This is a genomic window from Alkalihalobacterium elongatum (assembly GCF_019024285.1).
GTDB lineage: Bacteria > Bacillota > Bacilli > Bacillales > Bacillaceae_F > Alkalihalobacterium > Alkalihalobacterium elongatum.
Genome location: NZ_WMKZ01000003.1, coordinates 64646 through 90430 on the forward strand (window position 1 = coordinate 64646; position 25785 = coordinate 90430).

At 35.3% G+C, this 25785-nt stretch carries 16 protein-coding genes; 14 read left to right on the forward strand and 2 right to left on the reverse strand.

The features are described 5' to 3' along the window. Positions 1-35: 35 nt before the first annotated feature. On the forward strand, positions 36-3605 hold the full coding sequence (gene pglX, locus GKP30_RS05990; protein ID WP_216828511.1) for a BREX-1 system adenine-specific DNA-methyltransferase PglX: 3570 nt from the start codon (positions 36-38) through the stop codon (positions 3603-3605). Between the two features lie 279 nt (positions 3606-3884). On the opposite strand, the gene GKP30_RS05995 is transcribed toward pglX, so the two are convergent. Continuing rightward, positions 3885-4805, reverse strand: coding sequence for a R2-like ligand-binding oxidase (locus GKP30_RS05995; RefSeq protein ID WP_216828512.1), 921 nt, complete (start codon positions 4803-4805; stop codon positions 3885-3887). Positions 4806-5091: 286 nt separating this feature from the next. Between GKP30_RS05995 and GKP30_RS06000 the strand changes: the two genes are divergently transcribed. The 5 genes from GKP30_RS06000 (at position 5092) to GKP30_RS06020 (ending at position 10513) form a co-directional block, all read left to right on the forward strand. Further along, on the forward strand, positions 5092-6192 hold the full coding sequence (locus GKP30_RS06000; RefSeq protein WP_216828513.1) for a Zn-dependent alcohol dehydrogenase: 1101 nt from the start codon (positions 5092-5094) through the stop codon (positions 6190-6192). Between the two features lie 35 nt (positions 6193-6227). After that, on the forward strand, positions 6228-6662 hold the full coding sequence (locus tag GKP30_RS06005; RefSeq protein WP_216828514.1) for a hypothetical protein: 435 nt from the start codon (positions 6228-6230) through the stop codon (positions 6660-6662). A 14-nt stretch (positions 6663-6676) separates the two neighbouring features. Next, positions 6677-8170, forward strand: a complete 1494-nt coding sequence (locus GKP30_RS06010) for an aldehyde dehydrogenase family protein (RefSeq protein WP_216828515.1) — start codon at positions 6677-6679, stop codon at positions 8168-8170. Between the two features lie 65 nt (positions 8171-8235). After that, positions 8236-9990, forward strand: coding sequence for an ABC1 kinase family protein (locus GKP30_RS06015; protein ID WP_328703124.1), 1755 nt, complete (start codon positions 8236-8238; stop codon positions 9988-9990). Between the two features lie 115 nt (positions 9991-10105). Next, complete coding sequence (locus tag GKP30_RS06020) at positions 10106-10513, forward strand: hypothetical protein (RefSeq protein WP_216828516.1); 408 nt, start codon at positions 10106-10108, stop codon at positions 10511-10513. 215 nt (positions 10514-10728) lie between these two features. On the opposite strand, the gene GKP30_RS06025 is transcribed toward GKP30_RS06020, so the two are convergent. Continuing rightward, positions 10729-12267 carry a helix-turn-helix domain-containing protein gene (locus tag GKP30_RS06025; protein WP_216828517.1) on the reverse strand — a complete coding sequence of 513 codons (1539 nt, stop codon included), beginning with the start codon at positions 12265-12267 and terminating at the stop codon, positions 10729-10731. 337 nt (positions 12268-12604) lie between these two features. On the opposite strand from GKP30_RS06025, the gene GKP30_RS06030 reads away from it, so the two are divergent. The 8 genes from GKP30_RS06030 to GKP30_RS06065 all read left to right on the forward strand — a co-directional run bounded on the left by GKP30_RS06030 (position 12605) and on the right by GKP30_RS06065 (position 25712). After that, positions 12605-13213, forward strand: coding sequence for a DUF6230 family protein (locus GKP30_RS06030; protein ID WP_216828518.1), 609 nt, complete (start codon positions 12605-12607; stop codon positions 13211-13213). A 57-nt stretch (positions 13214-13270) separates the two neighbouring features. After that, positions 13271-14248: a DUF6114 domain-containing protein gene (locus GKP30_RS06035; RefSeq protein WP_216828519.1), complete on the forward strand. Its 978-nt coding sequence runs from the start codon at positions 13271-13273 to the stop codon at positions 14246-14248. Between the two features lie 15 nt (positions 14249-14263). Beyond that, positions 14264-15691 carry a hypothetical protein gene (locus GKP30_RS06040; RefSeq protein WP_216828520.1) on the forward strand — a complete coding sequence of 476 codons (1428 nt, stop codon included), beginning with the start codon at positions 14264-14266 and terminating at the stop codon, positions 15689-15691. Positions 15692-15941: 250 nt separating this feature from the next. Further along, positions 15942-18611: a PAS domain S-box protein gene (locus GKP30_RS06045; RefSeq protein ID WP_216828521.1), complete on the forward strand. Its 2670-nt coding sequence runs from the start codon at positions 15942-15944 to the stop codon at positions 18609-18611. A 264-nt stretch (positions 18612-18875) separates the two neighbouring features. Then, positions 18876-19928, forward strand: coding sequence for a GGDEF domain-containing protein (locus GKP30_RS06050; protein WP_216828522.1), 1053 nt, complete (start codon positions 18876-18878; stop codon positions 19926-19928). Between the two features lie 481 nt (positions 19929-20409). Next, complete coding sequence (locus GKP30_RS06055; RefSeq protein ID WP_216828523.1) at positions 20410-22134, forward strand: putative bifunctional diguanylate cyclase/phosphodiesterase; 1725 nt, start codon at positions 20410-20412, stop codon at positions 22132-22134. Positions 22135-22178: 44 nt separating this feature from the next. Then, complete coding sequence (locus GKP30_RS06060) at positions 22179-23489, forward strand: globin-coupled sensor protein (protein WP_216828524.1); 1311 nt, start codon at positions 22179-22181, stop codon at positions 23487-23489. Positions 23490-23786: 297 nt separating this feature from the next. Continuing rightward, a complete protein-coding gene (locus GKP30_RS06065) occupies positions 23787-25712 on the forward strand; it encodes an ATP-dependent DNA helicase (RefSeq protein WP_216828525.1) in 1926 nt (641 codons plus the stop codon). The last annotated feature ends 73 nt before the right edge of the window (positions 25713-25785 follow it).

Here is a 25785-nt window from a genome sequence, read left to right on the forward strand (position 1 = left end):
GACCTCAAAGTTATAACCTATGAATGGAGGTTAAGATGAATAAAACTGCAATTCGGAAGTTTGCTATACAAGCAAGAGCAAAGCTTATGGCTGATATTCAACAAAGAGCTTATGAATTAGGGATTTCGAGAGAAGAAATAAAAGAACCTGTCGTCTTTCAAGGCGATTTCCACATCAACGAGAACGTATTTCATTCGTCAGAGTTGAAAATGCGCCAAGAACTCATCAATAAAATAGAGGAAAATGGCTTTGATCAAATTCTAGAAGAAGTTGCCTACACGTGGTTCAATCGACTCATTGCCCTTCGTTTCATGGAAGTAAATCATTATTTACCTACAGGTGTTAGAATACTATCTTCTGAACAAGCTGGAAAAACAGAGCCTGATATATTAGCAGCTGCGTTGGATATCGACTTGAATTTAGAACGAGAGACCATTTATAGATTACAAGATACAAATGATTTAGAAGGTTTATATAAATATTTATTAATTAAACAGTGTAATGCCCTTTATTCGATTTTGCCAAACATGTTTGAAAAAATTAACGATTATACTGAAATTTTATTACCTGTCAATTTACTGCAGGAGAATTCAATTGTTTGCCTTCTCGTCAATTCGATTAGAGAAGACGATTGGCGAGATCAAGTCGAGATCATTGGTTGGTTATATCAATATTACATTTCAGAAAAGAAAGATGATGTATTTTCCCGTTTAAAGAACAATGAAAAAGTAACGAAAGCTAATATTCCAGCTGCTACACAGCTTTTTACACCGAAGTGGATCGTTCAATACATGGTTGAAAATTCATTAGGTCGATTGTGGCACGAAGCGAATCCAAATGATGACCTGAAAACTAGATGGCCATTCTATATTGATGAAGTAGAACAAGATAAGGAAGTACAACAACAACTTAACTCTCTTAAATGTGTAACGTTAAACCCTGAAGAAATAAAAGTACTAGACCCTTGCATGGGTTCAGGCCATGTTCTCGTTTATGCATTTGATGTTCTATATGACATTTATTCTAGAAGTGGTTATTCACCGCGGGAAATTCCAAAGTTAATTCTCGAAAAAAACCTATTTGGCCTTGATATAGATGATCGTGCCGCTCAGTTAGCCTATTTTGCAATCATGATGAAAGCCCGTAGTTATCATCGCAGATTTTTCGACCAAACGATTAAAGTTAACCTTAGCTCGATTCAAGAAAGTAATGAACTTCCGCAAGAAGCAATTGACTATTTTGTTGAAACGGATAATACACAGCTTAAACACAAGCTTCGAAAAGAAGAAATTGAGTATTTAGTCAGAACCTTTAAGGATGCAAAAGAATTTGGTTCGATCTTAGAAATAGACTCATTGGATTTTGAAGTATTGGAACACCGTCTACAAGAAATCATAGAAGATAAAAATCTAGATTTATTTACTACGCATTATCGAGAAATAGTCTTAAACTTTTTTCCGAAATTTTTAGAGCAAGCTAAACTTATGAGTGCTAAATATGATGTCGTCGTAACAAACCCGCCGTATATGGGTATCCGTAATATGAACAGTAATATGGCCAAAACACTAGAAGCACTGTACCCTAATGCAAAGTACGATCTTTTTGCAATCTTAATTGCACGTGGAATGAGGTTTTTAAAGGATCATGGGTTTAATGCAATGGTAACGATGCAATCCTGGATGTTTCTGTCGTCTTTTGAACAGTTTCGTAGTGATTTACAAAGAGAAAGTCATATCGTAACTTTAAGTCATTTAGATAATATGGTCATGGGTATTGCGTTTGGAACGTCAGCCACCGTTTGGAGGAAGACGAGGCTCGATAAGTATAAAGGTGTCTATTGTAAAGTGAGTATGGCGAATCTCAATGAATATGGTGATCCTATCATTTTTCCAAACCAAGAGAAAATGTATATTGCATCAATGAACACTTTTCATTCTTTACCAAACCAACCGATTACTTATTGGATTGACGAAAAAGTCAGAACGATATTTACAGAAGGAAAACCCTTAGAGAAAATAGCTAATCCTAGGCAAGGTATGGCGACTTCAAATAATGATAAGTATTTACGCCATTGGTTTGAAGTTCCTCACCATAAAATTGGATTTAACCTTAATGATAATGATGAAGCGACACTTTCTCATAAGAAGTGGTTTCCTTATAATAAAGGGGGAAAATACCGAAAGTGGTACGGCAACGAGGATTTTGTCGTGAACTGGGAAAATAATGGCAGTGAAATAAAAGAATATGCTGCCTCTTTGTATAAAAGCTACTCTCGAACCGTTAAAAATATCAATTATTTCTTCAAGGAATCGATTACGTGGTCAAAAGTAACATCAGGGAAATTTTCAGTCAGGTACATTAAAAATGGATTTATATTTGATGTTGCTGGTTGTTCAATATTTGATCTAGAACCATATAATTTTTATTTTTTATCTTTATTAAATTCAAATGTAAACGAGGCTTTATTAAGTGCGATTAGCACAACGATTAATTATGAGGTAGGAACGATTAAATCATTACCAATTGTGTTACCAAATAAAGAACAGCAAGTAATTATTAATGAATTAACAGAAAAATGTATTGAAATTTCAAAACAAGATTGGGATTTGCATGAATTGTCTTGGAATTTTACTCGTCACCCATTTTTATATGATCGATGTAAAGCAACATCAGCAGAAAAATCTTTTAACAGCTGGTACTCGCTTACAAATGAACAATTGATTCGCTTACAAAAGTATGAGGAGCAGTTAAATAAAGAGTTTATTAAAATATATGGTTTAGAAGATATTGTTTCGGACGAAATCAAAAGTAGTGATATTGTATTAACGAGAGCAAATGTAGCCAAAGATGTGAAATCATTTATTTCTTACGCTGTAGGTTGTATCTTTGGTCGATATTCATTAGATAAAGAGGGGCTTGTTCTTGCAGGTGGGAAACTGGACCTCTCTAATTATGAAACATTCGTTCCAGTTAAAGACAATGTGATGATTGTTACAGATGAAGAGTATTTTGAAGTTGACCTTGCGACAAAGTTTGTTGAGTTTGTGAGAGCAGCATTTGGAGAAAAGGAATTAGAAGACAACCTTCAATTCATTGCCAAGGCATTAAACGAAAAGGAAACCGAAACATCAAGACAAACGATAAGAAGGTATTTTTTAAAGGATTTCTACAAAGATCATGTACAAGCCTATAAAAAACGTCCCATCTATTGGTTATTTGATAGCGGGAAACACAATGGTTTTAAAGCACTCGTTTACATTCATCGCTACGATGAAGAGTTAGTTGCTCGAATACGAACAGATTATTTACACCTACTCGAGCGAAAATATGAATCGGAGCTTTTTCGGCTAGATAGTTCAATACTTTCAGACGTGTCGACGCGAGAACGTGCAGAAGCAAAGAAAAAGTATACCGTTATCGATACACAACTAATTGAATGTCGTCAGTATGATCAATTGTTGGCTGCCGTTGCTAATAAACGAGTGACTCTAGATTTAGACGATGGTATTAAGACGAATTATTCGAAATTTCAAGGAGTTACTGTAAAACTAGGGGCAAACGAACAAGAGAAGAAGATGAACACTCTAGCAAACATAAAAATGTAGAGGTAAAGGTGCCACAGTTATTGTGCCGTTATAGTGCCAGGCACCTTTACTAAGTTACAGTGCTAATTTCAATGCAACAGTGACAGAAAAGAAAATAATTTCACTTGAAAGACTTGAAAGACAACTCATCGAAATACAGCAATATGACCAACTTTTAAGGCATGGCATATAAACGGCAAACCACTAATGAAAACAACAGTCCTCGCAGATGTAAAACTTTAAAACAACGGTGCCAGGCACCTTTACCACTGCAATAGGGTAAAGGTGCCTGGCACTCTGTTAGTTAGCTTCGGACATTTCGATGGCTTCTTTTTCTACGTCACTAATTGTGCTTTTCTTAGCTCGGGAAACTGTCATTTCACGTAATTGATATTGCTTTAGGCCGTAATCAATCATCATCGACCAATCAATGCCAAAGACTTTCTCACCATCTTCATTTTCTGCATATGGCATTGTATCTTGAATAACACCGAGAGCTAAAGGCAGCAATTCATCCATCGTCTCCATGAACACATCATAATTTTTCTCATCTTCGGTAATTAATCGTTGGATTGTATAAGTCCCAAAACCAATATGTCGTCCTTCATCCCTGTTTAAATAATCGACAGCTTTTAATATCCCTGGACACACTCCTTTCGATTCAAAGGCTTGACGGAATGAGTGATAACCAGATTCCGCCAATAACCCTTCTACTATCATATGATAAATCGTTGCAGCACGAATGATCGCTGCAGAGGAGTCATCAGTATATAGTCGATCCATCGCTTCAGGCAGCTTTTCATAAAAGATTTTACGATAGTTTTCATTATGATATTTCGTTAAATCTTCCAGCATCCCAACTTCCTCACGCCAACGGGCAAATAACTCTGTATGTTTCGCCTCTTCATAAACAAAGGTTGTTAAGTACATCGTATCTTCCAATCTTCCTTGTCTGCTCATAGCAGCAATCATCGGTAAGATATCGAGGGTGACTGCTTCCTCACCAGCGGCAAACTGTGATACTAATAAACAAATCATTTCTCGCTCAGCATCATTAAGTTTTTGAAAATCTACCTTATCTTGAGAAAAATCAATACTTTTGGGATCCCATCCACCAAATTTTTTTGCTTTCTCATATAATTTGTACCCTGGTGCATCCCAATTAATTAATTGTGTACCTGCTGTTTGAAAAGACTGGTGGTTACTTCTAACGTGTGCCATACCATTTCCCCCTTAGCCATTAAAATTTGTAATCGTTTGTTAACTTAAGTTTATGAAAACGCTTACCTGAAGAACAGCCCTAAATTTATCGTCTTTTCCGTACGAAGACCGATATTTGTCGGGGGATTTACAAATACACAACAAAGAGCCACAAATCCCCTCAACTATCGGGTATCCTTTCATATACTGTGCAATTACCCGATAATCGGAGGGGTATTTATTGAAAATTCTTAAAACTATAATAGAGACACACGAACGATTTCAGTGGTTCAGAAAGGAGGAAAATATGAAAGCTGCCGTATTAATGGATTATGGACAAAAAGTTTCAATCGAAGATGTTCAACTGAAAAGCCCTAAAAAAGAAGAGGTTCTTGTAAAAATAAAAGCTGCTGGGGTTTGTCATAGTGATTTACACGTCGTGCAAGCAGATCTTCCTCTTCCTGTTCCAATGGTCTTAGGACATGAAGGAGCTGGCATTGTAGAAGAAATTGGAGAGGGGGTAACTCATGTAAAAAAAGGAGACCATGTCGTCTTAAACTGGGTGCCTCATTGTGGGAAGTGTTATTACTGCCTAAAAGGTAGAAAGGATATGTGTGAACATGCCCAACGCTCTGCAGAGTACGGTACATTACTAGATGGAACAACCCGCTTTTACAAAGGGGAACAAGAAATCTACCAATTCAGTATGACAGGGACTTTTTCTGAATATACCGTTGTCCCAGCAAACGGAGTTATACCTATTCGAAAGGATGTACCGTTTCCTCAAGCTGCTTTGGTAGGCTGTGGTGCACTAACTGGTGTCGGAGCAGTTGTTAATACGGCAAAAGTAACACCAGGTAGTACTGTTGCAGTTATTGGTGCAGGAGGGGTCGGTTTAAATGTAATTCAAGGAGCTAAGCTTGCAGGTGCTGTAAAAATAATTGCCGTAGATGTTGTCGAGGAAAAGTTTGCAATGGCAAAACATTTCGGAGCCACACATACTGTCAACGGAGCAGAAGATGATGTAATTGATGCTGTTCTAGAGTTAACAGAAGGGCGTGGTGTAGATTACTCGTTTGAAGTGATCGGTCGGCCTGAAACGATTGCCCAATCCTATAATGTGTTAGGGAAATGCGGTCTTGGTGTGGTAGTAGGGGTTGCGCCACCAAATGTAAACGTTTCCATAAACGCTTTCTCACTACCCTCACAAGGAAAAACATTGACAGGTTCATGGTATGGGCAATCAAATCCAGCGATCGATATCCCGATGTTACTCGACTTATATATGGCGGAAAAGTTAAAGCTGAATGAATTAATTTCAAAGACGTATTACTCATTAGAAGGGGTTAATGACGCATTTGACAATTTAGCAGCAGGTAAAATAGCTAGAAGTATTCTTACAATTTAGCACAAATGTTAATTACTTTTTAAGGAGATGATCATATGGCAGTTTTTCAATCCGAACAAGAAATCTATGAGATTTTAGGAGCATTCTTTGAAAATGTGAAAGAAGGTGATGTAGCAAAAAAAATCCTCCAATCCTATCAACCTTCTGAAACTCATGATGCACTCGTTCAATTCGTTTATACGAAACCAGAGGCAAAAATAACGTGGATAAAAAATGAAACAGGTGACGGTATCGATATTATTTGTGGAGAAACGAACTTAAATCCAGAACTTAAATTTGAAATGAACGCAGATATTGGGCATAAGTTTTGGTCTGGAAAAGTAGAGCTTAGCCAAGCCTTAGCGAGACAACAAATGACAGCTCACGGGCCACTTTCAAAGTCATTAAAAGTAGTCCCTCATCTTCAAGGGTGGTTTCCGTTATACAAAGAACATTTAATAGAGGTTGGTCGCGAAGACCTCGTTGGATAAAGGTTGGTGATTAGATGTCTAAGGTCCAAAAGGTTAATGAATTCAACTTACTCATAAACGGCGAGTGGGTTCCATCTAGTTCTAGTAAAACATTTTCCGTGTTTAATCCCGCAACTGGAGAAGTTATCGCACAAGTTGCTGATGCAAATGAAAAAGATGTCGACCTGGCTGTGAAAGGAGCAAAAGAAGCATTTGCTGATCGAAGATGGCGTGCAATTTCTCCGATTGAACGTGGGCGAATTCTTCATCAAGTAGCAGCGAAGATTAAAGAAAAACAAATTGAAATTGCTGAACTTATGACAAAAGAAAACGGTATGCCTTTTAACACAGCCCTTTTCCTAGAAATCCCACTTGTCATTGAATGCTTTGATTATATGGCTGGCCTGTGCTCACAGCCAACGGGAGAAACTCTTCCATTTTCTATGACAGGTGCAGCGCCGAACCATTTTGTATTTACACAAAAAGAGCCGATTGGAGTTGCTGGCTTAATTACGCCTTGGAACTTCCCATTACTAATGCCTGCATGGAAAATCGCTCCTGCATTAGCGGCTGGTTGCAGTGCTGTTTTGAAGCCAGCACCACAAACACCGTTAACAGCTTTAAAATTAGCCGAAATCTGTCTTGAAGCTGGTGTTCCAGAAGGTGTACTTCAAGTTGTTCCAGGAACTGATGAGGCCGGAAAAGCTCTTGTTTGTCATCCTGATGCCTGGAAAATTGCTTTTACTGGTGAAACCGAAACTGGAAAACATATACTTCAATCAGCGGCCACGAACATAAAACGAGTGACATTAGAGTTAGGCGGGAAATCGCCAAACATTGTATTTAACGATGCGAACCTTGAAGAAGCTGTAAATGGTGCTTTATTTGGAATTTTTCTAAATTCTGGGCAAGTATGTCAAGCTGGTTCAAGAGTATTTGTCCAAGAGGAAATCTATGAAGCTTTTATTGAAAAAATAACCGAACGTGCAAGAAAGTTAAAGGTCGGTCCAGGTAACGATCATGAAAACGATTTAGGGCCTGTTATTAGCAAAGAGCAGTTGAATAAAATCCTTCAATATGTAGAAATTGCTAAAAAGGAAGGAGCGAAACTACTCACAGGTGGTAAACAGCCAAATGAACATAGACGAGGATATTTTATCGAACCAACGGTATTTTCGGACGTTCATCCTGATATGAAAATTGCTCAAGAAGAAGTATTTGGTCCTGTATTATCGATTATTCGATTCCGACATGAAGAAGACGTAATTCGAATGGCAAACGATACGATTTATGGATTAGCTGCTGCCGTTTGGACAAAAGACATTAAACGCGGCTTCAGGCTTGCTCAAGGCATACAAGCAGGTACTATATGGTTAAACACTATTCAAGTATTAACACCAACAGCACCATTCGGAGGTTTTAAGCAGAGTGGATTAGGAAGAGAACTAGGGCCACGAGCTTTAGACGGTTATTTAGAAACAAAGTCAGTTATTGTGGACGTAAATGATACACCGACAACATTCTTCTAAGAAGAGCAAATAGGAGGGAGAACTTCTTTCTCCTATTTGTACAAAATAATAAGGGGGGAAGCTAAGTGACAGCAACAATTCAAGAGGTGAATACGTTAAATCCACAACAAATAGAAATGATTAAAACGAAAATTTATAAAGACAAGAGTTCCATAACTGCGAGTAAAAGGACAAGAAAAATCATTTCTGTTATGTCGAAACATGGTCTTGCTTATCTCCTAAAGGATGCATCAATACTATCAAAATGGAATAAAAAAAACAGAACGTACGAAGATGATGTGAAATTGCACAAAATTGGAGTTCGTTTACGGAAAGTCTTTGAAGAATTAGGACCAACGTTTATCAAGCTCGGCCAAGTACTCGTAACTAGGCAAGACATTTTACCAGAACCAATTACCCTTGAACTAGAGAAACTCCTAGACCGAGTTCCTGCAATGGACTTTGAAATCATGCAATACATTTTAGAAACAGAACTCCCACAAGGACTTGATATGTTTGAATGGATCGAAGGAAAACCACTAGGTTCTGCGTCATTGGCTCAAGTATATAAAGCAAAGCTATTAGATGGTCCTGTCGTTGCTGTAAAGGTTTTACGTCCAACCGTTGAAAAGTTATTTGAGACAGATATTACAGTTATTAAAAAATGGGTAAAGAAAATTCAAAAACTTTTACCACTCGAGCTAGCAGCTTCTCTAGATTTGAATAGTTTAGTAGCGGATTATTACAGTAGCTCGATGAATGAATTAAATATGCAAAACGAAGCCCGTTCCATGAATGAACATAGGACGATTGCTGAGCCTTATGAGGGGGTTCACATTGCTGAAGTCTATTCGGCAACAAACAGTGTTTTAATTATGGAATTTATTGATGGGTGGACGATTAAAGACTTTCCTGTGGATTTCTTTACGTTTGAAGAGCGTTTAGAACTCCTAATGGACTTAGCGCATTATTATATCGAAACATTTTTAATAGGAAATTACCATGCTGATGCTCACGGTTCTAATATAATGATCGATAAACATACAAAAAAAGCAGTCCCAATTGACTTTGGGATGATTGGGAAGATGGACTCACTACATGGTCAAGCGATCTTCCGGTTTTTGATGCATACCCGTTTAAATCAAGCCGAAGACGCAGTTGAATGTGCGATGGATTTAATTCAACCAACGATCTATACTGATACGGTAAAACTCCGAGATCAATATAGAGCCATGTTTTTGCATTATGTAAACAGTACCCAAGGAAGTAAATATAATTGGGGAAGGCTTGTTTTAGAAATCATTTCAATTGGAATTCAAAATTACTGCAAAATTCCTAATGGCCTTGCTCTTTGGGCGAAAGCTTTTTCTGCAACCGAAGGAACTGCAAGATGGCTATGTCCAGAAGTATCTTTTCATCATGTCGTTGAGTCTGCCGATGTTCAAATTATGAAAAGAATGATGTCTAGTCGATTTAACTACCGTGCAAATGCAAGTTTACTGCAGGAATCTACGAAACTTATCGGAACGTTACCTAGACGATTAAATAAAATATTGGAGCACCTTTATTATAATGATGTGAAATTCAACCTTCAGGTAAAAATGGAGAGAAGTACTAAGGATATTGTTCAGCAGTCTGTCAATCGACTCGTATTAGCTATTATAACTGCTTCTTTTATTCTTGCAACGGGCTTAATGACTATGAACCTTCCTAGTGAGTTGCTGCTCCCATTTTTATCTCTTCAGTTTATAGCTGCTGCTTTTCTTTTCATCAGTCTTCTATTAAGTATATTTTTATTATGGCGAGTTTGGCGAACCCGGAAATCGAGAAGCTTCTTTTAGACATTTACCTTCTAACAGACAGGCTGAAACCCAGTTTAATACGCACATCAACAGAGTAACACTTTAACTTGCAAAATTTTGATGATATCCATTTTGGAATAGTAGGAGGTATAATATGGACGGTCAAGAAAAGGTGACGATGAGTAAGCGGATCCAGGCGTTTTATGATCAGAGTGGAGGACCAAATAATCCCAACATTAATCGGATCATCCAAAACCATCTATTAAACGGGAAAGACCACGGCATCCCTGGTAAACGCGAGACGTTTAAGGATGCTTTTCTTGAAGTGTTTTTAGATGATCATTCTACAAAAGACCTTCTTATGTGGATATTAGCTCAAAAGTTTGAATTACAAGATCGTTGGAAGGAGTTTATTGATAGAAAAGACCCTACAATAGAGCGTCTTATCGATCAGCTGACTAAATCAGAGCAAAAAAAATGGGAAGAAATAGAAAACAGATTAAAAATTATTGAATACCAAAGTCGAAGTAATTCTTCCTTTGAATATAAGCAATCCTTATGACGCTGTTGGTAAAACTACAATATTTAAAAGGCTGTTTCTGTAATTTAACATCTTTACGTTTGAGAAAAGATTCAAGCATTTGCTAGGCTAACGGTCCAAAAGCCAAATAGCAATAAGCTTTGAAAAAAGAGCCTCAAATTATAAAAAGTTATGCTGTAACCTTATACAGCATAACTTTTTTTTGTATGTTCTTAAATCTAGGTGAAGTTGAAGCCTTATATAATTCCTTGTCTAATACCTGATGCAACAGCATGGGTCCGATTTTTAGCGTTCATTTTCTTAATAATATCTGATACATAATCACGAACGGTGTACTTACTTAAAAACAGTTCTTCTGCGGCCTCATCAATGGTATACCCGTTGGCCATTAGTCTAAGTATATCTTGTTCACGTGGCGAAAGATGTGTGCCTGTATAGGGTTGTGATGGTAGTAGTTTTCCACTTGAAAACTTTTCTAAAATTTCTCCAGCATGGGTACCAAATTTCATTAAGGCAGCAATATGGTGATTGGACAGTTCGAACTCTTTCCCGCCACCTTGGTCTAATAACATTCCACCCCAAAGTCGGTTTTTTGAGGGGCTAAATAATGGAATAAAAACAGTAGATTCAAGCTCGAATATTTGAACGTACCTGGAGGGAAAGACTGCTTCGGCTTTTGGTACGAATACAGGCTGAATGTTTTCTAAGCTTTCTTTAATGACTGGTAAATTCGTTAGATCCTCTCGTATATTTTGGATCGCTTTTAAATCAACTTGTCTTCCAAACATGCCAATTCCTATTTTTCCTGAATTCGTTTCCTTTAAAGAAAAGATCGCTGTTCTTTCAAAAGGTAAATAATGAATGAGTCCAGAAGAAACTTTATCTATTGCATCTTCTAGACTATTAGCTTGCATAATAAGTTCATCGAATAGGATGAGGGCATCTTTCCAATTATTCGTTAGTTTGTAATCTTTTAAAGCGCTTTCATTTTCTTTGACAACATTTAGAATAAAGGTTAATAAGGATTTTGTTGTTTTTTCACCTTGAACACAAAGCAGCAATGTTTCTGAAGGTAGTGATAGCGGAATAATATTCACATCTTCTGACCTTTTTTGTTCCAATAACCGAAGTAACGACTCACTAATAAATTCAATTGTAGGAGCTGATAATTTTTTTGCAATCGATAGCCACGACTCATCAATTAAGTAATCTTTATGAGTAAAAATTTCTTCAACCTTAAACTCTTCTTTCTGCTCTTTTACGATTGAAATCCAATAGAATGGGCTTTCGCTTTCAACGAGTAGGTCTTTTATAAGGGTCCTAACGTCCTTTTTCGTTGTATGATTTTTAAAGGGGAGTAGCTGTTGTGTAAAATTAAAAAATAAATATTGTAAGGACTGTTGGTCATAGTAGGATTGAAATCCATGGTCTTTCATGATCTTTAAGGCTGTGCTTTCTAGCATAGTTGTTATGAAAATCAGCAAATTGGCGTCTACTTGCTCTGGAATATTTGTTAATAATTCATGGTGAATAGGATCTAATGTAGATTCAGCATTTTCACCGCAGCTCAATGCCTTAATTTGATCCCAAAAATATTGGGTAGACAGAATAGTATACACGTTAATTTTTTCTTCATTTTCATCCATTACGTATTGCTCCAAATACTGTTTTAACAGGATGTTCCATTCTTCTGAAATAATGTCTTTTAGCTGCAATAAAGCTGAAGCAGCTTTTTGAACGATCGTATGTAATTCATCATTCAAAAAACCGTTCATAAGCACCCCTCCTCGTTATCGTATTTCAAGCTTTTCACTACGAACATATTGTTATTTGTAAAATATTATAAATATTCAAAAAAGTCAATGGCCTATCTTACTACTTAGTTGGTTACCGACAATTGTAGGATGTTCTTTTATTAGGATAATAGTTTATACGATATTTACAGGGATAGATTGTGGGAGCTTTGAAACTTACAATATGATTAACAAAGCAATGTATCTAATTTTTATTGTTTTTTAGATTTGAAATAATAACGCTTACATACCTTTGATAACGGATTCATTTTAGGGGACGGTTCAAGGAAAATCACTAAATAAAAGGAGGAGATTAACAATGACTTCAACATTTCATCTTAATCAAAAACGGTTTTGGGTAGCAATCATTTCAGGACTAGCTGGACTATCAATACTAATCGGTTCTTTATTTGCTACTGGAAAGGTGTTCGCTGCTTTTCCTTTAACAGGAATAGGAGGCTATGAAGTTGCTATGTCAGGTATTGATGCAAAAGGATTTAAACTATATCCAGCGATTGGTGAAACGTCCGAAAAAGCTAAATGGCCACAAGCTGCTGTTGAACTAAGTGAAGCCACAATTAAAGGTCTTGTTATTACAAAAGGGATCAATGTCAGTGATTCATTAGGAGCTTATGGTATTCATACTATTGATGTTGTTATATCGGCCACAGGCGATGTTACTGGAAAAGGATTTCTTTTAAATGTAACAAACATCGATGCTGACATTGCAAACTTTAAAGAGCTAGAAGTAAGTGAAAAATTTAAGCAAAATCCAATTGAGACTTTTGGTTTGAATGCACCTAATATGAAGCTTACAGATGCAGCTTTAAATACTCATTCCATGTTTATAAATTCAATTCAACTTCCTGGTTTAAATGTTACCGTTGTCCCACATGACAAAAATGGTAATGTCGTTGGAGGAAAATAACTAGCTGATTTTCTGAACCGGCCCCTAATGTAAAATAATGAGTATTGAGGTGAAGATATGGAAAGTAAAGGAGTTTTTTATTATATACAAATGCTGTTAATAGGGACTTTTATTGGTGCATTTATTGGTGGAATTATTATCACCAGCAACCTTTACGGAGCAATGATCGGTGGTATTTGTACTGGAATCACTTTAACTTTGACCATTTATCTATGCGATAAATATAAATACCAAAAAACCTCCGATTTTATTATTTATGGTATTGCTGGTGTTATACCAGGTGGCTTGATAGGGGGAAATACAACGTTAGGGCTAGGAGTTATAGGAACTTTTATCGGCATGATTATTTTCTTATGTTTATTTGGAACAATCAGTGTTACATTAATAGCTCGTCAAAAAGCAAACTCGATATATCTGTCTTTTAAAGGAGAGCCATTATATTATACGCTTTCTAGTTTCATTGGTGTTTGGCTAGGATATTTATTTGCTAGCCTCATCGTAAACAATTTAGTAACTGGAAGTCACATTCACATATGGCAAGCTATCATTCAATTTTTTGTCCCGTTTTTCCTTTCTTTATTTTTTTCGTTTTCATCTGGATTTCTCCTTGCTGCTAACCTAAAAAGACCAATCCTTGGTGCAGTATTTACATTTACATCTTCTAGCTTAGTTTTATGGATAGGAATCGACATTGCTCCTATGTTGTTTTTACCAGGAAGCGGTTTATTATGGGCTGGATTATTTATCGGGTCCCTTCTATTAACCATGTCTGTAATGGCTCTCGTCTTTCCTGCGATGAATATGTTTATTGGGAGTCTAATCATTGTACTCTCAATTTTATCTTTTGTAGGTGCAGTTGGTGGTCTTATCATTGGGGGGGTATTGGGAATTATTGGTGGTGCTTTCATTATTGGCTGGAAGGGCAACGACGAAATAACTTCAAAGCAACTGGCCGAAGCAAAGGAAACCAAACTAGCACAGTCTGTGATATATGTTCATGAAAAAATGATAGCTGCAGGAAAAGATGAAGTATAAAAGGGAGGGGAGGTCGTGTTTGATCACTTCATGAGAAAAAAGCAATTTATCTTGTTTATGTTTTATTCAATTGCATTTTTCTTGCTACTTTTAATTACATTTTTAAATGTAACAGGTGCTGTACATGCATTGCCAAGACAAAGTTCTCTAGAACACATCAAAGCCAATTACTCTGAACAAGCAGGTATCCGCGTTAACAACCTTCTTCCTATTCAAGAAGTAGTAAATGAAACAAGTAACCTGTTAGTAAATACGACAGAGTTTACAAAGGATATTATTGATACTGTATTAAATGAAGATAATGTCTTAAGTCCACTCTTATCAAATGACATGATAAAGAGCATTAAAAAAAACTCAGTGTTAGAAACAACAATTGTAGACTATTTAGAGGATGTGAAAAAAGGTAATAAGTACCCTAAATTAACTGGAACAGAGCTCGAAAAGCATATTTTAGATGATATTCATAAAATAATAGAAGAAAAAATACTTGAAGACCTAAAAGAAGTCGATTTAACTAATGAACTTGATCCTAAAACAACCCCTATTCTAAAAAAGCCCTTAATAAAAGACCTAATTAAAACAGAAGGAAAAGATGATACAAATAATTCAAAAATAAAGGATAAAGATGTGTCCGATGGTGAAAAAAAAGTGGTAGAAAAAGATAAAATAAATAAAAATGAAGTGCCTGAAAATCCACAGAAGGATAATCAAGGTATAGACGATACTCAGTACGAAGAAATTAGCTTAAAAGAAGTGAATAGTAAAGAGGCAAGATCAAAAGAAGTAGAAACAGAGGATAAAAAAAGTATAAGCGAAAATGAAGAAATTCATGAAGTTGAAGAGGATATAAAAAGAGATGAAACTGGTGGGATGCAGGGCGATGAAATGGAAATCAAAATCGAACTATTAGAGGAGCGTACTGGGCAATTTCCGAGTCAAGATCTTATGGGAGGCTTTGTCATTAAAACACCATTGATTTCACAAGGTAAAGCCTTTGATCTAACGTCAGTACAACGAGAAACAGCAACTCAAAGCAGTACACGTTTAGGAAGTATTAAATTAGATCAAGTGAGAATGGAAGAATTAAAGCTTTATCGTAATTTTGAAGGTAAGACACCTTTTCATATTCAGATAGTAGGTAATGGAAGAGTAGAAGTTAATGGACCTATCAGTAGAAGAGATTTACGGGTAGATGTTTCAGAAATGTATGTTGAGAAACTGACAGCTAGAATGCTATTTGGGAAAATACCTATTACATTAAAGCGTCAATGGTATATGGATGTTGAAAAAGAATTATTACCTAATCTTGCATCCCTTGTAAAAGCAAATATCGATGGTGAGCAATTTTATTTTAATACACACTATCTTTATGCTGATGATATTACAATTCATAAAATGAATCTCTCTATTCAACCAGGCTTCGAGACATTATATATTAAATAGAAATAGGTGCCAGGCACCTTTACCACTGCAATAGGGTAAAGGTGCCTGTTTTTCTGGTTATTGTTTTGTAGTTGGAAGATAAGGGTATATACCATTATATAAAAAAACTTTTTTTCTAAAACTTTGAGAAAATAATACTACAATAAAACTAAGGACTTTAATGGGAATTCGCTTTATAATTAATTATATATGTTCTGTAAATTATAGGAGGGACATTTTAGGGAAGTAAGGGAAACTGGAGGAATTTTTAATGAAGCAACTAGAAGGATCATTTCGAACTATACATTTTTTGTGTAGCAATAGTCCAATACCAACACTTGCTATCACTATGGATGGAATAATAGTTAGTGCAAATGAAATGGCTAATGAAATATTAAACCAAAAAGAAAATACAACCAATTTATCATTCTATAATTATATTCAAAACGGATATCACAGAAAAATTAAAACTTCTATTTCTCAATTAAATGAAGAGATAAAAACATCCCAATCGATTGAAATTAAAACGATCAATAAAACTTGGCTTACTATTCATTGTCGGTTATTTTTAGAAAGTGATATAGAAGTAGTTTTAGTTACTTTAGAAGATATTACAAAACAAAAACAGCGTGATTTATTGTTAGATGTAAATCAAACGGTCCTCAATATGATTGTTAAACGTGATTCATTACAAAATATATTACATCGATTGTCGATAATGGTTGAAGCATATTTTGTTAGGAAAGCGCTCTCTTCAATTATACTACTCGACCAGGATAAACGAATGCATAAAATCGTAGCACCTAATCTACCCAGTCAATTTATAGAACCATTTTTTGGCGTTGAAATAAGTGAAAAAGGTTCATGTGGTGCAGCTATGTACCGTAAAGAAGCTGTCATAACCTTAGACATTTTAACGGACTCACTCTGGGATGATTTTCGGAACCATGCTATATCTAATGGTCTTCGCTCTTGCTGGTCAATTCCTATTTTTGTGGATAACGAAGTCATTGGTTCTTTTGCAATTTATCATCCATTTCTGTCTACTCCTAGTCAGTTGGAAATGGAAATGATCGAGACTTGCGCTAAATTAGTTGGACTAGCTGTCGAAAGAAGAGAGGACGAAAAAAAACTTATACGTGAAACCGAAAAACGTTTTAATTTTGTTATGGATATCATTCCAGATCTAATTGTATTCAAGGATGAAAAAGGTCGTTGGATTGAAGGAAATCAAACAGCAAAAGAAAAACTACCATTTTTTCAAGATAACCAAGTGGATGAAACCGCTCCTTCATTTAAGCAATATCAGCACTTTCTTACACAAGTAGAAGAAACCGATCAACTTGCTTGGGAACAAAGTGCTCCTGTAAGAAGAGAAATGAAGTTTCCACAGCCTAATGGCGAAGAATTAGTGTACGATATCTTAAAAGTTCCTCTTAAAAGTGACGATCATATATTGAATAAAGGTATAGTAGTTATCGGTCGTGAGATAACAGAACGCAAAAAAACGGAACAACTTTTAGAACGCAATGAACAACAATTTAAATCATTATTTGACCATAATCCAAATGGTATTTGTATTATGGATTTAAATGGGAAGGTCACGAGCTGTAATCATTCACTCGAACAAATAATCGGCTATCGGTTCGATGAGATGAAAGAAAACTGCTATAGCTTTGTCGATAAAGATGATGTTGAAATGGTAAGAAAGTATTTCACACTCTCTCTCGAAGGTACATCGCAAGAATATCAGACAACAATTACACATAAAACAGGTAGAAAAGTTTATCTTAAAGTGACGAACGTTCCTATAATTGTAAAAGAAAACGTGATTGGTGTTTACGGAATTGTTGAAGATATTACAGAGAAGATCAAATCTGAAGAGAATTTAAAACAAACAAAAGAATTTTTGGAATCTTTAATTTACCATAGCGCTGATTGTATAGGTACATTATCATTAGAAGGCGAAATTCTTCATGTAAACCCAGCAATTGAAAGTATCTACGGATGGAAATTAAAGGAAATAATTGGTAAGAAGTTTCCTGTACTTCCTGAAGAGATGAATGAAGAGATGCAAGAGATCATTAAAGAAATGAAAGCTAGAAGAGATATCATCGGTTTAGAAACGAAAAGACAAAAGAAGGATGGGACTCTCATTGACGTCAGTATCACTTACTCACCGTTAAGCGATGGTACAGGTAAGCTAATAGGATTCACGTCTGTTTCTAGGGATATTAGTGATCGAAAGAAAACAGATGAGTTACTAAAAAGATCGGATAAGCTTTCAGTGATTGGTCAATTGTCAGCTGCAGTTGCCCATGAAATACGAAATCCGTTAACATCCATCAAAGGGTTTATCCAGCTATTTAGGGATCAAATAAAAAGAGAATATGCAGATTTAATGCTCTCAGAGTTAGAAAGAATAGAAGTCATTGTAACTGAATTCTTGTCTTTGGCAAAACCACAGGCTAATCTATTCTTAGAAAAAGACCCTGTACAAATATTAAGGAATACATTAGCTATCATTGATACGGAAGCTCTATTAAATCAAATTGAAATTGAGTGTAACATCGAAAATAGCATTCATTTGATCTATTGTAACGAACATAAAATTAAACAAGTACTTATAAATATATTAAAAAATGCCATTGAGTCTATGCCTACTGGTGGAAAACTTGATATAGAAATGAAAAACGATGACTCTTACGTTCTAATTAAAGTAAAAGATAGAGGGTGTGGCATACCGACAGAGAAAATAGAGAAACTCGGAGAACCGTTCTACTCGAGTAAAGACCATGGAACAGGTTTAGGACTTATGGTATGCTTTAAAATTATAGAAGAACATCAAGGAAACATTACGATTGATAGTAAAGAGGGTGTAGGAACTACCGTTAGCATCTCATTACCTATTTCAAGTGATAGTTTAAAAGAGAAATTCTAATACCTTACTAACTAACACTAATAATAAAGATAAATTAACTAATTTTCTAGTTCGCAGCTTATTTTAAGACGGAAACAATTCCGTTTTATTTTTTTTGCATTTATTTGGAAAACATTGATAATTTATGGGATTTCTATTATTCTATAGTAGGTACTAAGGTTAAATTCATAGGTCTATACTCACAAGTAAAAGTTAAGGTCTATACTCACAAGTAAAAGTTAAGGTCTATTAGGAGTAGAAAGAGAGAAGAAAAAGGAGAAACTAATGCATCAATCTATCTTATCAAATTTAGCTATCGTCTTATTAATGCACCTAATGATGAGTACGATAATGAATTATCGTGACCGCTTAAATAAGCGGTTAGTGTCGGTCAGTATAATTGTTATTTTCTCTGGTGCAGTTATTTCCATGTTTTATTTACCTATCGAATTTGGTGAGTATAAATTAGATCTAAGACTGATTCCACTCGTTTTTTTAGCACTTTTGAAGGGTTGGAAGACTACTATACCAGTATTAATAATTGTTTCTGCGTGGCGCTTTTTTATGGGAGGCGATGGAGCTGTTCCTGGAATTGTATTTGGGATGGTGGGACCTACATTACTTGCCCTTGCTTTTTTTAATAAAAATAACATTCATACCATGTTACTCCATAAATTTGTTATCGTAACTTTTTGTTGGTTTATATCAGACTTTCCAATCATCTTCATCATTCCAGATGGGTTAGAGCTATTTAAAAGTATCTACCTTATAAGGTATGGCTCTTTTATTGGGGCTGCATTTATACTTTATTCACTGACGATATTGGAATATAAGCGGGAAGTGTTGAAACAGCGATTAGAATTTTTAGCTACACATGACCAACTAACAAAACTTCTTAATAAGAAAAGATTTTTTAATGTCGTCGAAAAAAAAATAAATGTAACGCGGGGTAATTGTTATATCGCGATGATTGATATAGACCATTTTAAACGTTTAAATGATACATACGGACATTTAACAGGTGACTACATATTAGTAAAGTTGTCTGAAATACTAAGAAAATTTGAAAACGATAAAATGACTGTAGCTAGATATGGAGGAGAAGAGTTTATTATCTACATAGATGAAGATCATATACACCATGTTGTGGAAATACTTGAAACGATTCAAAATGAAATCCGGAAAACTAAATTTAGTTTAGATGGGATCTCTTTATCCATTACCGTTTCGATAGGTCTTGCCCGCTTAGAAGATTCACAATTACAAACTGCCGTAAAAGCTGCTGATGAAAAGCTATATAAAGCAAAAAAAAATGGTCGAGATCAATTAGTTTCCTAGTATATTAGATGACATAGCTAGTCATACACAAAAGTGAAATTTCAGTATCGAATTTCACTTAATGGACTAAGACCTTGGAGGTTTTAGTCTTTTTAGTTTAGTTTCAAAAAAGTCTCATTAAGCTGAAAAATTTTCACTTTATTTACACGATAAATACGTTTAGCTCATTGTTTTGTTATATACCTAAAAAATTCTCGAATGATTTGTGAACACTCTTTTGAGTTATTAGAAAAACAGGTAGTAATACCTGTTGTAATTTCATATTTAATTAACAAAATTGACAAAAGAATAATCCTTTATTGTGCATCCATAAATAAAGGATTGTAAGAGAAAAATAAAAAATGGTAATATTCTAATAGAACAAAGGATCGACAAAAAATACAATAACTATCAAAAATATATGACAATGCTAAAGTTAGGCTTATTAAAATGCCAACCGTGCGTACATAGATTTATAGATAAAAATATTGGGGGGAGCTTTTTGGATAGGTTATTATATCCTGCAAAACATGAAATTCACAAAGAATTATCAGATATAAAATATGCTCTTGATAAGTCATCGATATTAGTTTTGACAGATGTAAATGGAGTTATTACGTATGTAAATGACAAATTTTGTGCCATCTCTCAATATGACAAAGATGAACTTATTGGGTCAACCCATCGCTTGATCAATTCTGGCTTTCATTCAAAAGCCTTTTTTAAAGAGCTGTGGGAGACGATTGAAAAAGGGGAAATATGGCAGGGGGAAATTCAAAATAAAGCAAAGGATGGTACCTTATATTGGGTCGATACAACAATTGTTCCCTTCCTAGACGGCCAGGGGAAGCCTTACCAATACGTAGGAATTCGTAATGATATTAGTGCGAGAAAGAAAATAGAAGAAGATCTTCGTCAAAGTCAAGAAAATTATCGAAAATTAGCACATTTTGATCTTTTAACTGAATTACCTAACCGTCTAAGTTTTAATTTATCATTAGAGCAAATGATGCAAGACCATCAGACGTTAGCTGTACTGTTTCTTGATTTTGACCGGTTTAAACTAATTAATGATACATATGGACACTCCTTTGGAGACTTACTTTTAAAAGAAGTGGCCGAGCGTTTTAAAAGAATAATAGAAAATAAAGTAATTGTCTCCCGGCAAGGCGGCGATGAATTTATTTTTGTCGTTCCTTTTACGGACATTCAAGAGGTTGAACGTGTTGTCGTAGCGATACTAAAATCATTTTCCAAGTCGTATAAAGTGGATGATAGAGAAATCTTTATTTCTACTAGCATTGGAATTAGCCTATATCCTCAACATAGTAACCAAGTAGAAGAATTAATAAAACAAGCTGATATCTCTATGTATAAAGCAAAGCAGAATGGTGGTAATCAATATATCTATTACGAGGAGAAGCATCAATTAGAAGTAATTGAAACGCTAGAATTAGAAAATGGCCTAAGAAAAGCAATTGAAAAAGATGAACTAAGTTTATATTACCAGCCAAAAGTAAATATCGACTCGGGTCATATATATGGTTTAGAAGCACTTGTCCGCTGGCATCATTCAACGCTCGGGATCGTAACGCCAGTTGATTTTATTCCGATTGCGGAAAAAACAGGAATGATTATCCCGATTGGTGATTGGGTCATTCGTACAGCGTGTGAAAAAGCAAAGGGTTTACTTGAACAAAATATAGATATTCGTATTTCAGTAAATGTTTCAATGGTTCAATTACTTCATGATGACTTTGTCAACAGAGTTAACGATATTCTCATAATGGTTGGCCTCCCTGCAAAATATCTTGAACTAGAAATAACAGAAACAGTCGCCATGGAACATAAAGAATTTACAATAAAAGTACTATCTCAACTCAAACAAATGGGTGTAAAATTAGCAATTGATGACTTTGGAACAGGATATTCATCCCTAAATTATTTAAAAGAAATGCCGATTGATATTGTTAAAATAGACAAATCCTTTGTATGGGATATGAAAGAAAGTAAGTTTGATCTAACGTTAATAGAAGCCATCATTTCTGTATGTCATAGTTTAGAACTTACCGTTATTGCAGAAGGTGTTGAGACAGAAGAACAGTACGAATTATTAAGGATGAAAAATTGTGATGATGTTCAAGGATACCTTTTAAGTAAACCGCTGCCTGACAATGATATTGATGAGTATTTATGTAAAACTGCGATGTATGTACCATTAGATTAAAACAGACAACTAGATTTTTTAAATTTTATTAATTTGGGGGACTTATGAGAAACTTATTTACTATAAAAAAAAGAGAGACAACACAAAGTATATTTGATACATTAAACCGAAATGATTCTGAGGTATACATAAAACTAGACAGAAATGGTGACCTATTAAAACAAATTGAAATGATCCATTTAACAACGAAAGATTTAGCGATTATCCGCGCATTACAACCAGTTGTAAAGGAACATCTAGAAACCATTGTTGAACAATTTTATAAGAACTTAGCAAAAGAACAATCTTTAATGCGAATCATTAATGACCATAGTCATGTAGACCGATTGAAAAAGACTCTTTACAATCATATTCTCGAGATGTTTAGTGGGCAGATTGATGAAGCTTTCATTGAGCAAAGAAATGTTATTGCTCATGTGCACGTGAGAATTGGACTCGAACCAAAATGGTATATGTGTGCTTTTCAAGACCTCCTTCAATCTTTAATAGAGATTTTTAGCGATAAAGTCTATAGCAAGCAGGAAAATACTGAAGTGATAATGGCAATTACAAAAATCATGAATTTAGAACAGCAAATCGTTTTAGAAGCATATGAACTTGAAAATGAACGTATCCGAAATGAGGCTGCAAATCATAAGAAAGAAATGGAGTATGAAGTTAGTACAAATGCACAAGAGCTAGCTGCAATAAGTGAAGAAACGAGTTCGTCGTTACAAGAGGTAACGTTTAAAACGAATGAAATTAATGAATTAACCGAAGCTAGTTCACACATTGCGATTTCAACGGAAGAAAAGTCTAAAGACGGAAAAGAGCGATTAGACTACCTAGTAAAGGTGATCATGAAAACAGAAGAAAACATGAACAATATCGCTACAGAAATGAATGATCTAATGACAGCGTCGAAAAAAATTGAAGAAATTTCGCGGATGGTTACTTCAATTGCCGACCAAACCAACTTACTTGCTTTAAATGCAGCGATTGAAGCGGCGCGGGCAGGAGAACAAGGCAAAGGATTTGCAGTAGTTGCCAATGAAGTACGGAAGTTAGCCGAGGATACAAAAAATGCAGTTTCTGGTGTTTCTGTTTTAGTGAATGAAATTAATCGCTATACTTCCAATATGTCAAAATCAATAAATGAAAATACTGATCACATAAAAAAAGGCACAGCAGAGTCTAGTATGACTAACCAATTTTTTGATGAGATCGTTCAATCTATGGTTAATATGAAAAAACAAAATGTTTTAATTGCCAATGAAATGAACCAATTAAAAAATATTTTTGAAGAAATTAATGGAGCTGTTGAACAAGTAGCTATCGCTTCTGATAAATTATCAAATATTACAAACACGTTCTAGAAAAAAACTTAAAGAGGATCAATTAGTAGGCATCATGTTCATTTAATTAAATGGACATGATGTCTTTTATTTAGAATGCTAGCAAAAGTCTGATAATTTTCGTCAATTTTTGCCTACCCATACCAATCGAAACCAGCAGAAATTCAAATGTTTTTGTTTTTATTCATTTACAGCTGATACACCTTTAGGTATGATAGATGTTGGTCTTCTTATGTAGGCTTTTAACATAATTAAAAACTAGATAAACAAAATAACTTAATCATACATAATATAATTATTTTAGAACGGAGAAATAGCATGACTCAAAAGCTTCCTTTTACCATTTCAAAAACCGAAAATTTTTTTGAGCGCCTCGGAGATTATGTCGGTGATGTTTTTTATGATATATTACCTGAACACGGCTACGAGTTACGGGATGAACAAATTTATATGGCTTTTCAAATTGAACAAGCATTTAAAAATAAAAGTGTTAGTTTTGCCGAAGCTGGTGTAGGAACTGGTAAAACCTTCGTTTATTTATTGTATGCAATCTGCTATGCACGTTATATGAGAAAACCAGCGATTATTTCCTGTGCCGATGAAACCCTAATTGAACAGCTTGTTAAAAAGGGTGGGGACATTGAGAAACTAGAAAAAGCTCTAGGCCTAAGTATAGATGTTCGTTTAGCAAAATCTCGTGAGCAATACGTTTGTATGAAAAAGTTAGATCCACTTGCAAACCGTACTGAAGACGAAGATATTCTACGTGTCCACGAGGAGATTCCAGGATTCGTTTATGACACAAGTTCATCGATGGCTTTATTTGATCGTTACGGTGATCGAAAAGATTATCCTTGGCTATCTAATCCAAAATGGGAACAAATTGGTTGGGATCCGTTACAGCAATGTTCAACCTGTGAATGGCGTCACCGCTGTGGCCAAACACTTCATCGTAACTATTACAAAGAGTCAACTGACTTAATCATTTGTTCACATGACTTTTACATGGAGCATGTGTGGACAAAGGAGTCTCGTAAGCGTGAAGGTCAACTTCCACTATTGCCTGAAGCAAGCTGTGTTGTCTTTGATGAAGGGCATTTGCTCGAATTTTCCGCACAGAAAGCACTTACATACCGCTTCCATTCAGAAACATTAACGACGGTACTCACTGCTTATATGAATCAAAACGTTCGTGAAGAGTCCCTCGTTTTAATTGAAGAAATCCTAGTGTTAAATGATGAATGGTTTGACGTTTTGCGAGATACCGCAAAAGTAATTGAAGGGTCTAGTCGACTTGATGTCCCTCGCTCAAAGGTGATGCTTGATTTAGCGGCTAAAATGGAACGTTATGTCCAAGAACTGTTAGAACAACTCGTCTTTGACTCTGAGTTATTTACACTTGAAGGCTATCACGTAAAGATCATTGAAGAATATTTAGAATTTTTCTCTTACGGTTTAACCACTTTATTAAAAGAGGGGGAAGGTATTTTTTGGTTGGAAGAAAATGACTTTGAAACGTCGTTTGTCATTATGCCACGTTTGGTAGAAGATATTTTAAAGAAAGAAGTATTTTCCCAGGGAATTCCCTTTATCTTTTCATCGGCTACATTATCAAAGAACGGTGACTTTTCCTACATTGCAAACAGCTTAGGAATATCAAACTATTCTTCATTTACTGTAGCTTCACCTTTTGATTATGAGGCACAAATGAAACTAATTGGACATATCGAAATAAATGAACAAATGAAATGGGAAAAAATTGGGACAGCATTAAAAGATAATGAAGGCCACTCACTCGTACTGTTTACTTCGGTCGAAGAGATGAATCGTTTCCGCAAGTGGTCCGATCAACAATCATGGAAATTTGATATCGTTTATGAAGGTGATCAGGAGATTAGTGTTGCCGTACATGATTTCCAGCAAAGCCCGTCAACAGTGCTGTGCGCATATCATTTATGGGAAGGCCTAGATGTACCAGGAGAGTCTTTAACACAAGTAATAATATCATCATTACCGTTTCCACCACATGATCCTGTTTTCCAAGCCAAACGGAAACATGTCGCAGACCCAATGAAGGAAATTGATACACCATATATGTTGCTCCGTCTTCGCCAAGGAATAGGACGTTTAATTAGAAGTCAGAACGACCACGGAATTATCCACCTGTGGATGACAAAAGAGCAAAAAGATTCTTATTTTGAAGAAATCGAAAAAGTACTCCCAATTAAACTTACGTGGGACTAGAATTCAACTGTTCTCATTTAAACAACAAGAAAAAAGAAGCAATTGCACGATAGTAGAATGCAACTGCTTCTTT

Bases quoted from the DNA above. Each gene is read 5' to 3' on its own strand.
- GKP30_RS06065 (WP_216828525.1), top strand. From the start codon at position 23,787: ATGACTCAAAAGCTTCCTTTTACCATTTCAAAAACCGAAAATTTTTTT.
- GKP30_RS06035 (WP_216828519.1), top strand. From the start codon at position 13,271: ATGGAAAGTAAAGGAGTTTTTTATTATATACAAATGCTGTTAATAGGG.
- pglX (WP_216828511.1), top strand. From the start codon at position 36: ATGAATAAAACTGCAATTCGGAAGTTTGCTATACAAGCAAGAGCAAAG.
- GKP30_RS05995 (WP_216828512.1), bottom strand. From the start codon at position 4,805: ATGGCACACGTTAGAAGTAACCACCAGTCTTTTCAAACAGCAGGTACA.
- GKP30_RS06005 (WP_216828514.1), top strand. From the start codon at position 6,228: ATGGCAGTTTTTCAATCCGAACAAGAAATCTATGAGATTTTAGGAGCA.
- GKP30_RS06060 (WP_216828524.1), top strand. From the start codon at position 22,179: ATGAGAAACTTATTTACTATAAAAAAAAGAGAGACAACACAAAGTATA.
- GKP30_RS06020 (WP_216828516.1), top strand. From the start codon at position 10,106: ATGGACGGTCAAGAAAAGGTGACGATGAGTAAGCGGATCCAGGCGTTT.
- GKP30_RS06050 (WP_216828522.1), top strand. From the start codon at position 18,876: ATGCATCAATCTATCTTATCAAATTTAGCTATCGTCTTATTAATGCAC.
- GKP30_RS06030 (WP_216828518.1), top strand. From the start codon at position 12,605: ATGACTTCAACATTTCATCTTAATCAAAAACGGTTTTGGGTAGCAATC.
- GKP30_RS06025 (WP_216828517.1), bottom strand. From the start codon at position 12,267: ATGAACGGTTTTTTGAATGATGAATTACATACGATCGTTCAAAAAGCT.
- GKP30_RS06000 (WP_216828513.1), top strand. From the start codon at position 5,092: ATGAAAGCTGCCGTATTAATGGATTATGGACAAAAAGTTTCAATCGAA.
- GKP30_RS06010 (WP_216828515.1), top strand. From the start codon at position 6,677: ATGTCTAAGGTCCAAAAGGTTAATGAATTCAACTTACTCATAAACGGC.
- GKP30_RS06045 (WP_216828521.1), top strand. From the start codon at position 15,942: ATGAAGCAACTAGAAGGATCATTTCGAACTATACATTTTTTGTGTAGC.